This window comes from Amycolatopsis sp. NPDC006131, from assembly GCF_040614175.1.
Lineage (GTDB): Bacteria > Actinomycetota > Actinomycetes > Mycobacteriales > Pseudonocardiaceae > Amycolatopsis_E > Amycolatopsis_E tucumanensis.
The window spans coordinates 1-12,323 of the sequence record NZ_JBEXTX010000165.1 but is presented as its reverse complement, the minus strand read 5'-3'; the positions used below and the strand labels follow the sequence as shown (position 1 = coordinate 12,323).

The window sequence follows — 12,323 nt, the reverse complement described above, 5'->3', positions numbered from 1 at the left end:
GCATGAAGATCAACTACGACGACCTCGGCTCGGGCGATCCGGTGGTGCTGGTGATGGGCACCGCGGCGAACGGCCGCCGGCGCGCCGGGCGGGTTCGGGCACGCGCCGCAGTTCGACACGTACGCCTTGCCGTCACGCAGTGCCAGCCCGCCGGGCATGGTGAGCTGCTGCGTCACGATGTGCTGCGCGCCGTTCTTGCCGACCTGGATCAACGCGCCCGACGGGTCGCCGCTGAGCAGGCCGTTGTGCGCGATTTCCAGCACGTACAGCTTCCCGTGCGCGAAGCCGATGTCGATGATGTTGGTGAAGCCCTGCGCGTACACCTGCGGCGCCTTGCCCGGCACCACCCGGTACACCCGCGCCGCGCCCTTCGGGAACGGGAAGCCGGTCAGCTCGCCGACGTACAGCGCGCCGTCCGGGCCGAGCGCGACCGAGGTCGGCACCGACTGCATCGGGATCTGCGAGCCATCCGGCGCGGTCGCCATCCTGGTCGGGAACGTGGCGATCGTGTGGATGCGGCCCTTGTCCGGGACCCACAGCAGCGAGTTGCCGCCCGCGTCGACCACGACGCGGCCGCCGGGCAGGGCGAGGACCGAGTTGGGGTTGCTGTCCGGCTCGCCACCATCGGGGTTGGCCGTTGCCTCGTAGCCGGCGATGTCGGCGACCGGTTTTCCGTTGCGCAGCAACCACCCCATGAACTGCTGCCCCTTCGGCGGCAGGTTCGTGCGCACCGCGGGGTTCGCCCCCAGGCCGACGGTGACGTACATGTTGCCCTTGCCGAGGAACGAAACGTCCGACGGGCCGATCGCGCCGGAACCGTCGCGCGCGGCGAGCGACGGCACGCCGCTCAGCACGCGTTTCTGCTGCCCGCGGTCGATCCGCGTGACCGCGCCGGATTTGCCGTAGCAAACTTCGCCCTCGGGACCCGCCATGCACGGGCCGGCGCCCCCGCGTCCGGACTCCGCGACGTACAGGGCCCCGTCAGGCGAGAACGACAGCCCGCGCGGGCTGTCCAGGCCGCCGGCCACTGTGGACACCTTGCCGCCGGCCTCCGCGCTCAGCGGAACCAGCGTCACCGCGAGCGCGGTGGCGGCCGTCAGCAGGATTCGGGATGTTTTCATACGCCCGTCCTTTCACGACGATGTGCCCCCCTTCCGGAGACGGAATCGCGCGGACGAACGTTACGAGGAGATTTCGGTTGAGGGCGCAAGTAAACACGCAGCCGTTGCGTCGGGATTTCCACCAGCTGCCAGGACAGCAATCCGCACGCGTAAGCCAGCGGCAACGCCAGCGCCATCAGCAGATACGAGTTCCGCACCCCGGCGAACACGATGAGTTGCTGCACCGGCATCGCCCAGATGTACATGCCGTAACTGCCGTAGACCCACTTGTCGTAGCGCGCCAGCCGCCGCGGCCAGTGGTGCGCCCACACGATCGCGCCGTACCCGGCCGCGAACGGCAGCACGATCCGCGCACAGGGCTGCAGGACAGGCACGAAGTTGACCACCGCGTACACGGCCACGCCCGCGTACGCGGCGGCTCGCGACAGCGGAATCGTTCCGTGGTAACGGTGCATCACCATGCCGATGACGAACGCGACACCGAACGCGACCATCGCGCCGACGGGCACGGACAGCAACGACCCGCCGCGGCCCTGGAAGGTGTAGGTGGCGCCGAGGAAACCGTCGAGCACGACGATCCCGGCCAGCAGCGCGAACAACCCGACGCGGGCGCGGCCGAGCAGACCGGTCAGTCCCGCGACGAGAACCAGCGCGTACCCGGTGGTCTCCATCGGCAGCGTCCACAGCGAGCCATTCGCCGACCACGGGTACGGGTTCTCCGCGAACACGCCGGGAAGCAGGTGCTGCAACGGGTACAGCGCCGCGTTGTGCACCACGTAACCCCAGGTCGCCGTGTCCGTCCAGTACTCGGACGCGTCGAGCACGGTGACCAGTGGACCGATCACGAACGCGGTGAACATGACGACGACGAGCAGCGGCGGCCAGATGCGCAGCACCCGCTTGGCGGCGTACCGCCACCAGGACGCGTCACGCGCCCAGCTGTCGGTGATCTGGAAGCCGCTCATCGCGAAGAAACCCATGAGCGCGAAGTAGCCGGGGGACAGGTCCCAGCTCGCAGGCAGGATTGTCAGCCGCTGCGGGTCGACGAGCGGGAACGAGTGCTCGACGACGACCATGCTCGCGCCGATGAGCCGCAGCCACGCGAACCCGGTCTCGGCCTTGGCGTACTTGACGGGGCGGATCTCCTGCGTGCGCTCCGCCGAGTTGTCCACCGGCACCGCTCAGCCCAGCAGTTCGGTCAGCGCGGCGCGCGCGACGTCCGGCCCGAACTGCGCGGCCACCGCGGCCTGACCGGCCCGGGAGAGCCGGAGCCAGAGCGCGTCGTCGGTCAGCAGCGACACGATTCCGGCGGCGATCTCCTCGGCCTTGTCCCCGGCGAGCACCTCCGCACCGTGCCGCAACCGCATGCCTTCGAACGCCAGCGTCGTGCCGACCACCGGGACACCCGCCGCCAGGCTCTCGCCGACCTTGCCCTTGACGCCGGCGCCGAACCGCAGCGGCGCGACCGACAACCTGGCCGTCTCGTAGAGCGCGCCGAGGGCGGGCACCCAGCCGCGGAACTTCACGCCGTGACCGTCGAGCGTGCGCAGCTCGTTCGTCGGGTCGTGGCCGACCAGGTCGAGCACCGCGTCCGGCACCTGCCTGCGCACCAGCGGCCAGATCTCCCCGGCCAGCCAGTACGCCGCGTCGCGGTTGGGCGGGTGCTCGAAACTGCCCACGAACAACACGCCGGGCCGCCCGTCCGGGCTCGCCTCCGGCCCCGGGGTGTGCACATTGGACAGCACGCTGACCGGCGCGCCCGGCGCGAGGTCGGCCAGCAGGTCGCGTTCGGCGTCGGACACCACCAGCGTGCGGTCGCAGGCGCGCACCAGCGCCAGCTCCAGCTCGCGGTAGAGCTTCGCGCGCTGGTGCAGCATCGTCGACGTCTCCGGCGCGCCGCCCAGCCGCTCCACCAGCTCGGCCTCCCGGGACAGGCGCACGAAGTGCAGGTCGACGGTGTCGAACACGATCCGCGCCTGTGGCGCGCAGATCCGCAGGCGGTCGGCGAGGTGCCACGCCACGGTCGGCCGGGACAGCAGCGCCAGCCGGATGTGCTTGCCCGCCTCGTGCATGAACTGCTCGCGCAGGCCGTTGTCGGTGAGCACGGTGATCCCGGCGCGGTGCAGCTGGTCCAGGTACGCCGGGTCGGCGGGCGGCCCCATCGGGCAGAACACCACGCGGTGACCGAGCGCGACCAGCTCGTCCAGCAGGCACCGCAACCGCACCGATCCGGAGTCGCGGTCCGGGGTGGGCACGGTGACGTCGGCGACCAGCACCAGATCGCCGTCGCGCTGGGTCCGGCCGGGCACGCGCTGGCGGGCGATCCACAGCGGCATGCCCGGGTCGGCCTGCTCCGCGAGGGCACCCGTCCACTTCTCGGTGAAGACCTCGCGGTTGACCTCCTGGTACCGCTTGACGCCCTGCGTGACGTCGGTGCCGTGCGAGACGCCCTCGTGGTGGACGACGACCGCGTCCGGGACCACCACGACGCGCCTGCCCGCGGCGCGGACCGCGAACGCCAGATCGGTGTCCTCGTAGTAGGCGGGGGAGTAGCGCTCGTCGAACCCGCCCAGCCGCTCCCACAGGTCCCGGCGCACGAGGATCGCCGCGCCCGAGCAGTAGTCGACGTCGCGAACGGCCTGGTAGCGCGGGTCTTCCGGGTTGTCGCCGTGGCCGTAGTTGGCGGCGCTGCCGTCGGCGAACACGATGCCGCCGCACTCCTGCAGCCTGCCGTCCGGGTAGACCAGCTTCGCCCCGGCCAGGCCGATGCTCTCGTCGCCGCGGACGACCTCGGTGAGCGCGTCCAGCCAGCCGGGCCGGACCTCGGTGTCGTTGTTCAGCAGCACCAGCAGTTCACCGCGGGCCTGCGCGGCGCCGAGGTTCACGGCGCGCAGGAACCCCAGGTTCTCCGGGGCACGCACGAGCCGGACACCGGGGCACGCGGCGAGCTGCTCGGCCGAATCGTCCGGCGAGGCGTCGTCGACCACCACGACCTCGAACGGCACGCGCGTGCCGCTGTCCTCGATCGCCTGCAGGCAGCGGCGCGTGTAGCTCCACTGCCCGTGCACCGGGACGATGATGCTGACGAGCGGGTCGTCGCTGGTCGAGACCGTGACCGGGCCTTCGGTGGCGCGGCGCCGCGGCCGGTAGCGCTCGATGACCTTGCGGTACTTCGGGCCGCCGTCGTCGCTGGTGAGCCGTTCGATCTCGGCGCGCAGGGGCGCGGCGGCGCGTTCGGCGGCCGCGCCGAGCAACGTGAGCTGCGGGTCCAGCATCGTCGCCGCGGCGGGCACCTCCACCGGGTTGTCGGAGGCGACGCCGACGAGGTAGGTGTGCGGCGCGCCGGTGCCGACCGACCAGCTGTCCTCGCCCGTGCGGCGCAGCTGCTGCGACAGCACCGGGCCGTGCTCGCGGTCGCTGGTGAGCACCGAGCCGATCGCCACGTTCTGCCGCAGCACCGTCACGTGCCGGAACGACGCGCCGAGCAGCGCGCGGAACTGCGGCTCGGTCAACTCCTTGACGTGGAAGGGGTTTTCGTTGCCGTGCTCGTGCGTGTAGACGAGGACGTCCGGCGTGCTGGTGAAGAAGACGCCGCCGGGCGCGAGGCGGGCGCGCACCAGCGCCATCAGCTCGTCCTGCTCGGCGACGTGCTCGAGCGCTTCGAAACAGGTGATGACGTCGAACTTCCCGGCGTCGGCGAGCAGGTCCGGGTCGGTCATGGAACCGGTGGTGAACCGCAGGTTCGGCTGCCCGCCGTAGCGCGCGCGGGCGTGCTCGACGCTGGCCTCGTCGATGTCGACGCCGATCACCTCGGACGCGTGGGCGGCCAGCAGCGCGCTGCCGTAGCCCTCGCCGCTGGCGAGGTCGAGGACGCGGCGGCCGAAGGCGTAGCGGGCGGCGAGCGCGTAGCGGTGGTAGTGCTCGTAGATCACCTGGATGTCGTCCGTCCAGGGCACGCAGCGTTCGCCCGTCCAGTCGATCCCCCGAGGTCCCACCATGAGCCGGAAGGCTACCGGTACTGGGGCCGCGGGTGATACTGATGCCCGGTAATCTGCGGCGGGGAGGGAATTACTGACGGTGTCCAGTGACGTCCGCCGGCAGCGCCGGGAACTGACCGTCGGGATCGCGATCATCGTGGTGCTGGCGCTGGGTCTCGCCGTGTCCGCGACTGGGTACCTGCTCACCCGCAACGCCGGCCTTGCCGATCCGCCGGACGCGAAGCCGGCGCCCGAGCACAGCGCGCTGGCCCTCGTCGAACCGCCCGGCGCGCCCGGCCCGAGCGGGCCGTTCACCCTCGCCGCGCTGCGCAGCACGGTGTCGCTGCCGCAGCCGATGGTCGACGTGCTGACCACGGCCGGGATGAGCGACGGGGTGCGCAAGACCGCGGTGCGGGCCGGGGTGACGATCGGCCTGTACGCGCTGGCGACGGGCGATCCGCGCGGGGCGGTGCGGGCGTACGGCGCGGGGGTGGAGCTGCAGGGGCTGGCCGCGGACCGGGACCTGTCGCTGGAGGGTGTGATCGTGTACGGCACCCCGGTGGGCGCCCCGCTGGCCCGCTTCGCCGCGGCGTACGTGCTCTACGACCGCGTGGTGGTGGTCGAAACGGCAGGCCACGGCGACGCGGCGCACGACGTGTTCCGGACGACGCTGCAGCGGCAGATCGAGCTGGCCCCGCCGAGCGACCGCTCCTGACGGCGCGCGGCGGTCTGCGCCGCCGGTGAGGACGTCGTGCTGCCTGAGGTTTGCCACGGTGTCGGATCCGCGGCGGCGGAGGCGCCGCAGGGCGGTTCGCGCACCGGCCGGGACCGGGTGCTCGGCGGATGTTCGGCGGTAGCCGGGAGTGCGACCGCGATCCGGTGTGGACGGTCCTACCAGTCCGCCGAATCCCACGCGCCCAAGCGAAGTCGGCTCTCGAAGCGGTGCTCCGCGCCGGTCAGCGGGTCGGTGAACGCCAGCACCTTCGCCAGCAGCTGCAGCGGACGGCGGAAGTCGCCGGGCGGAACCTCCCGGACCTCCGGGTACAGCGGATCGCCCAGGATCGGGATTCCCAGCGAGTTCAGGTGCACCCGCAGCTGGTGCGTGCGGCCGGTTTCGGGCACCAGCCGGTAGCGGCCCAGCCCGTCGCGGTGCTCGATCAGCTCCACGTGCGTCCGCGCGTTCACCGGCCCCGGCAGCTCCCGCGCGGTCAGCACCCCGCGCTTCTTCACGATCCGGCTCTCCACCACACGCGGCAGCGCCAGCTCCGGCGAGTGGGGCGCGATCGCCTCGTACTCCTTGTGCACCAGGCGATCCCGGAACAGGTTCTGGTACGCGCTGCGGTGCGCCGCGGTCTTGACGAACATCAGCACACCCGCCGTCAGCCGGTCGAGGCGGTGGGCGGGGGAGAGCTCCGGCAGGTCCCGCGTGTGCCGCAGCCGCACCAGCGCGGTCTCCCGGACGTGCCCGCCACGCGGCGTGGTGGCCAGGAAGTGCGGCTTGTCGACCACCAGCAGGACGTCGTCCTCGTGCAGCACGCTCAGCTCGAACGGCACCGGCACCTCGTCGCCGCGGTCCCGGTGGAACCACAGGAAAGTGCTGGGCGTGAACGGCGTCGCGGCGTCGATCGGCCCGTCCACCCCGACGATCGCGCCCTCGGCCAGCATCGCGTCGATCACCGCCGGGTCTAGCTTGGTCAGCTTGCGCACCAGATAGTCGCGGATGGTGTCCCACGGGCCGTCCGGCGGGGTCCGGATGCGCGCCGCGTTGACCCCGTCACGCGGCGGCAGCGGGGACGGGGGCGGCTTGCGTCTCATCGGTCAGCACTGTAGCGAGGGGCCACCGCGCCCGCCGCGACCACCGCCACCGCCGCGACCAGCGCGAACCCCGCCGAGTGGGCCAGCGCCGCGGCTCTACCGCGTCCACCACCAGGTTGCCCAGCGCCGCGAGGCACAGACCGTACCCCGCGCCGACCAGCGCGTTCGGGCGTACAGGGTCCGTGCACGCAGGCTAGCAGCGCGAACCGGGCAGGCTCCGCGACCTATTCGGGCACGGGCGGGTGCTGCTGGCCCGCTTCGGGCTGTCGCGGTGGGCACGGTGGCCTGCGCGCCGCCACGCTGCCGGGAGTGACCGATCCGCCACCCCGCGCCGGTCAACTCGCTGCCCCGAGCAGCCGCCTCCTGGTCTTCCTGGACGTCGTGCTGGGCCGCGCCCACCGCGAGGTGCACGGCGACCCCGCCACGCCGGAACGCAACGCCGGGATCTTCGAAGCCGCACGGGCGGGCTCGGCAGCGCCTACACTGAAAGCACTGGTACCGCACCTGCGCGCCGCCACCGCCGACGAGATCTTCGACGCGGAGCTCGACATGCTCGTCGGCGCGATCCACGCCGCACGGCGGCAGTAGGCCGCAATCCCCGGGGTTGTCGGTGCCCTCCGTTACCCTGCATACGCGCGGCGCCCTGGTGCCGCACCACCCCAATCGCTACTGGGAGAGAAGATCCTGTGACTGCTTCTGCTGAGCCTCTCTACGGGGCCGACGACCTTACCCACCTGGAAGGCCTGGAAGCGGTCCGGAAGCGCCCCGGCATGTACATCGGGTCGACCGACAGCCGCGGCGTGAACCACCTGTTCACCGAGATCGTCGACAACTCGACGGACGAGGGTGTCGCAGGTCACGCCACGAAGGTGGTCGTCACGTTGCACGCGGACGGCAGCGTCCAGGTCGACGACGACGGCCGCGGCATCCCGACCGGTGTGCACGCCAAGTCCGGTCTGTCCGGCGTCGAGCTAGTGCTCACCCGGCTGCACGCGGGCGGCAAGTTCGGCGGCTCCGGCTACAAGACCTCGGGTGGCCTGCACGGCGTCGGCGCTTCCGCGGTCAACGCGTTGTCGCACCGGTTCGACGTCACCGTCCGCAACGGCGGCAAGGTGCACGAGATGTCCTTCGCGCACGGCACGCCGGGCGTGTTCGACGGCCCCGGCCCGAAGGCGAAGTTCACGCCGCAGCCGGGGCTGCGCGTCCGGGGCAAGATGAAGCGCGGCGAGCGCACCGGCACGTCCATCCGCTACTGGCACGACTCGCGGTACTTCGAGAAGGGCGCGGAGCTCGACGTCGAGCAGGTGCGCACCAAGCTGCGCAACACCGCGTTCCTCGTGCCGGGCGTCACGTACGTGCTGCGCACCGCCACCGAGGGGTCGATCAGCGAGGAGACCTTCCACTTCCCCAACGGCCTCGCGGACATGGTGGAGTACCTCGCGCCGTCGGACGAGAAGCCGGTGTCCGGCACGCTGATCATCCGCGGCGAGGGCTCGTACAAGGAGAACGCGGCCGACGCCAACGGGGTCATGCGGTCCAATGTGGAGCGTCACGCCGAGGTCGAGATCGCGCTGCGCTGGGGCACCGGGTACGAGCGCACGGTCGAGTGCTTCACCAACACGATCCGCAACGTGCACGGCGGCACCCACCGCCGCGGCTTCGACCGCGGGGCGACGAAGGCGTTGCAGGAAGCCATTTCCCGCACCCGCGGCCTGCTGAAGGCCAAGGAGGACCTGCCGACGCTCGACGACGTGCTCGAGGGCATGACGGCGGTCGTCCACGTGCGCATCCCGGAGCCGCAGTTCACCTCGCAGACCAAGGACGAGCTGTCCACCTCCGGCATCACCCGCGTGGTGCAGGGCATCGTGGAGCGGCACCTCAAGGAGTGGACGGAGAACCGCAAGACCAAGGCCGAGGCCAAGGTCGTGCTGCAGAAGATCGTGGACGCCGCGCGCGTGCGGCTGACGCAGAAGCAGCAGAAGGACGCGGCGCGGCGCAAGACCGCGCTGGAGGGCGCGGCGATGCCGCCGAAGCTCGTCGACTGCCGCACCACCGGCATCTCGCGCAGCGAGCTGTTCCTCGTCGAGGGCGACAGCGCGCTCGGGTCGGCACGCATGGCGCGGGTGTCGGAGTACCAGGCGCTGCTGCCGTTGCGCGGCAAGATCCTGAACGTGCAGAAGGCCTCGCTCGGCGACACGCTGAAGAACGCCGAGATCGCCTCGATCGTGCAGGTGCTCGGCGCGGGCACCGGCCGCACCTTCGACCTGTCCGCGATGCGCTACGGCCGCGTCATCCTGATGGCCGACGCCGACGTCGACGGCTCGCACATCCGGACGCTGCTGATCACCCTGTTCGCGAAGTACATGCGGCCGGTGATCGAGGACGGCAGGCTGTTCGCCGCGATGCCGCCGCTGCACAAGATCGTCACGAAGGGCCGCAACCCCGAGACCATCTTCACCTTCACGCAGCGCGAGATGGAGCAGAAGGTCGCCGAGCTGGAGGCCGCAGGCAAGCAGATCGTCAAGCCGGTCCCGCGGTTCAAGGGCCTCGGCGAGATGGACGCCGACGAGCTGTGGGAGACCACGATGAACCCGGCGACCCGCTCGGTCCGCCGCATCACGCTGGACGACGCCGAAGCCGCGGAGGCCGCGCTGGAGCTGCTGATGGGGGAGAAGGTCGAACCCCGGCGCAACTGGCTCGTCGAATCCGCCGCCCGCGTGGACCGCGAAGCGATCGACGTCTGAGTTCCCCTAGGAGACAACAGCAATGGCACGCCGATCCAAGACAGCCGTCACCCGGGTCGATCCGGCAGCGTTCGACCAGGCCGGCGCGCAGGTCTTCGAGAACCCGGTCAAGACCGAGATCGAGGACTCCTACCTGGAGTACGCCTACTCGGTCATCCACTCCCGCGCGCTGCCCGACGCGCGCGACGGCCTCAAGCCGGTGCACCGCCGGATCCTGTTCTCGATGAACGAGGCCGGCTACCGGCCCAACCACGCGTACGTGAAGTCCTCGCGCGTGGTCGGCGACGTGATGGGCCGCTACCACCCGCACGGTGACACGGCGATCTACGACGCGATGGTCCGCCTGGCGCAGGACTTCTCGATGAACGCGCCGCTCATCGACGGCCACGGCAACTTCGGCAGCCCGGACGACGGCCCGGCCGCGTCCCGGTACACCGAGGCGCGCATGTCGCCGGAGGCGATGCTGCTCGTCGGCGAGCTGGGCGAGGAGACCGTCGACTACCGGCCGAACTACGACGGTTCCCTGATGGAGCCGTCAGTGCTGCCCGCCGCGTACCCGAATCTGCTGGTCAACGGCACGTCCGGCATCGCGGTCGGCATGGCGACCAACATGATCCCGCACAACATGGGCGAGGTCATCGCGGCCGCGCGGTGGCTGATCAACCACCCCGGCGCCACCCTGGACAAGCTGATGGAGTTCGTGCCGGGCCCCGACCTGCCGACCGGCGGGATGCTGCTGGGCCTGGACGAGGTGCGCAAGGCGTACGAGACCGGCCGCGGCGTGGTCCGGATGCGGGCGAAGGTCGAGATCGGCCCGCTGCCCGGCAGCCGCGGCCGCCAGGCGATCACGGTCACCGAGCTGCCCTACGGCGTCGGGCCGGAGAAGGTGATCGAGAAGATCACCGAGGAGGTCAACAAGTCCAAGCGGCTGACCGGGATCGCCGACGTCAAGGACCTCACCGACCGCGAGAACGGCACCCGCCTGGTCATCGAGTGCAAGGTGGGCGTCAACCCGAACCCGCTGCTGGCCGACCTCTACCGGCTCACGCCGCTGGAGCAGTCGTTCGGCATCAACAACCTGGTGCTGGTCGACGGCCAGCCGCAGACGCTGGGGCTCAAGCAGCTGCTCGAGGTGTTCCTGGAGCACCGCTACGACGTGGTCACCCGGCGCACGAAGTACCGGCGCCGCAAGCGCGAGGAGCGGCTGCACCTGGTCGAGGGCCTGCTGATCGCGTTGCTGGACATCGACAAGGTGATCCGGCTGATCCGCAACAGCGACGACGCCGCGCAGGCCAAGGACGGCCTGATGAAGCGGTTCAAGCTGTCCGAGATCCAGGCCACCTACATCCTGGACACGCCGCTGCGCCGGCTCACCAAGTACGACAAGCTCGAGCTCGAGGACGAGCAGGAGAAGCTGCGCGCCGAGATCGCCGAGCTGACCAAGATCCTCGACGACGACCGCGAGCTGAAGAAGGTCGTCTCCAACGAGCTGGCCAAGATCGCCAAGGACTTCAAGACCGAGCGGCGCACCGCGCTGATCGACGGCGACCTCAAGGAGGTGCTGGCCGCGTCGAAGCCGGCCGGGCCGCTGGAGGTCGCCGACGACCCGTGCCAGGTGATCCTGTCCGCCACCGGCCTGGTCGCCCGCACGGCGGCCGAGTCGGAGGAGGCGCCGGAGGGCCGCCGCCGCAACGGCCGGGTGAAGCACGACGCGGTCGCGGCGATGGTGCACTCGACCGCGCGCGGCCAGGTGCTGCTGGTGACCAGCCGCGGGCGGGCGTTCAAGACGGACGTGCTGCCGCTGCCCGTGCTGCCGGAGCAGTCCGGGACGGTGTCGCTGCGCGGCGGGATGGCCGCGCGGGAGCTGGTGCCGCTGGACAAGGGCGAGAAGGTCATCGGCATCGCGCCCCTGGGCGAGCAGGCGGCCGGGTCGCCCGGTCTCGCGCTCGGCACCCGGCAGGGCGTGGTGAAGGTGGTGGCGCCGGACTGGCCGGTGCGGTCCGACGAGTTCGAGATCATCGGTTTGAAGGACGGCGACGAGGTCGTCGGCGCGGCGTGGCTGGCCGATGGTGAGGAGACGTTCGCGTTCGTCACGTCGGACGCCTCGCTGCTGCGGTTCCCGGCTTCGCTGGTGCGGCCGCAGGGCCTCAAGGGCGGCGGCATGGCGGGCATCAAGCTCGCCGCGGACGCCGAGGTGGTGTTCTTCGGGGCGATCCGCACGGACGACGCCGAGCACGGCGAGCCGATGGTGGTGACGGCCACGGGAGCGAGCGTGAAGATGACGCCCTTCGCCGAGTACCCGGCGAAGGGCCGCGCGACCGGCGGGGTGCGGGCGCAGCGCTTCCTGAAGGGGGAGACGCGCCTGACGGTCGGCTGGGTGGGCCCCCGGCCCGCCGGAGCGTCGAAGAACGGCGACCCGGTGGAGCTCCCGGAGCCCACCGTCCGCCGCGACGCCTCGGGAGCCCCCCACCCCGGCCCGGACGTCATCGGACACCTCATCGAACGAGGGTGATTTCGGTGCGGGCCCGCGCTTCCGGGCGCGGGGCCCGCACCGGGTTGGGCTGCAGCTTCGGGTCGCGGGTCGGCCCGCAGGGTCGGGCTGCGGGGCCGGCCGCAAGGCCGGGGCGCAGGTTCGGGCTGCAACACTGGGCCAACACCGGCCGGGC

Annotated in this window: 8 protein-coding genes; 4 read left to right on the top strand and 4 right to left on the bottom strand. The window is 71.4% G+C overall.

From position 1 onward, the window contains the following. The 3 genes from ABZ215_RS41095 to ABZ215_RS41085 all read right to left on the bottom strand — a co-directional run. On the bottom strand, nt 1-1,121 hold a 1,121-nt coding region (locus ABZ215_RS41095), incomplete at its 3' end, for a ScyD/ScyE family protein (protein ID WP_354956177.1). After that, nucleotides 1,118-2,293, bottom strand: coding sequence for an acyltransferase (locus ABZ215_RS41090; RefSeq protein WP_354956175.1), 1,176 nt, complete (start codon nt 2,291-2,293; stop codon nt 1,118-1,120). The genes ABZ215_RS41095 and ABZ215_RS41090, both read right to left, overlap by 4 nt. Before the next feature lie 9 nt (nt 2,294-2,302). Then, on the bottom strand, nt 2,303-5,119 hold the full coding sequence (locus tag ABZ215_RS41085) for a glycosyltransferase (RefSeq protein WP_354956173.1): 2,817 nt from the start codon (nt 5,117-5,119) through the stop codon (nt 2,303-2,305). 79 nt (nt 5,120-5,198) lie between these two features. On the opposite strand from ABZ215_RS41085, the gene ABZ215_RS41080 reads away from it, so the two are divergent. Further along, entirely contained in the window at nt 5,199-5,813 is a 615-nt protein-coding gene (locus tag ABZ215_RS41080; RefSeq protein ID WP_020417699.1) for a hypothetical protein, read from the top strand. Between the two features lie 176 nt (nt 5,814-5,989). Here ABZ215_RS41080 and ABZ215_RS41075 read toward each other — a convergent pair whose 3' ends face one another. Then, nucleotides 5,990-6,913 carry a pseudouridine synthase gene (locus ABZ215_RS41075; protein ID WP_354956171.1) on the bottom strand — a complete coding sequence of 308 codons (924 nt, stop codon included), beginning with the start codon at nt 6,911-6,913 and terminating at the stop codon, nt 5,990-5,992. A gap of 309 nt (nt 6,914-7,222) precedes the next feature. Between ABZ215_RS41075 and ABZ215_RS41070 the strand changes: the two genes are divergently transcribed. The 3 genes from ABZ215_RS41070 (at nt 7,223) to ABZ215_RS41060 (ending at nt 12,169) form a co-directional block, all read left to right on the top strand. Further along, the gene (locus ABZ215_RS41070) at nt 7,223-7,501 is read left to right on the top strand and encodes a hypothetical protein (RefSeq protein WP_354956169.1); all 279 of its coding nucleotides are present in this window, start codon (nt 7,223-7,225) and stop codon (nt 7,499-7,501) included. 98 nt (nt 7,502-7,599) lie between these two features. Next, the gene (locus ABZ215_RS41065; RefSeq protein ID WP_027935816.1) at nt 7,600-9,657 is read left to right on the top strand and encodes a DNA topoisomerase IV subunit B; all 2,058 of its coding nucleotides are present in this window, start codon (nt 7,600-7,602) and stop codon (nt 9,655-9,657) included. Between the two features lie 22 nt (nt 9,658-9,679). Then, the gene (locus ABZ215_RS41060; protein ID WP_354956167.1) at nt 9,680-12,169 is read left to right on the top strand and encodes a DNA topoisomerase IV subunit A; all 2,490 of its coding nucleotides are present in this window, start codon (nt 9,680-9,682) and stop codon (nt 12,167-12,169) included. Nucleotides 12,170-12,323: the final 154 nt, after the last annotated feature.

Coding starts and splice junctions, on each gene's coding strand:
- ABZ215_RS41085 (WP_354956173.1), bottom strand. CDS start 5,119: ATGGTGGGACCTCGGGGGATCGACTGGACGGGCGAACGCTGCGTGCCC.
- ABZ215_RS41075 (WP_354956171.1), bottom strand. CDS start 6,913: ATGAGACGCAAGCCGCCCCCGTCCCCGCTGCCGCCGCGTGACGGGGTC.
- ABZ215_RS41060 (WP_354956167.1), top strand. CDS start 9,680: ATGGCACGCCGATCCAAGACAGCCGTCACCCGGGTCGATCCGGCAGCG.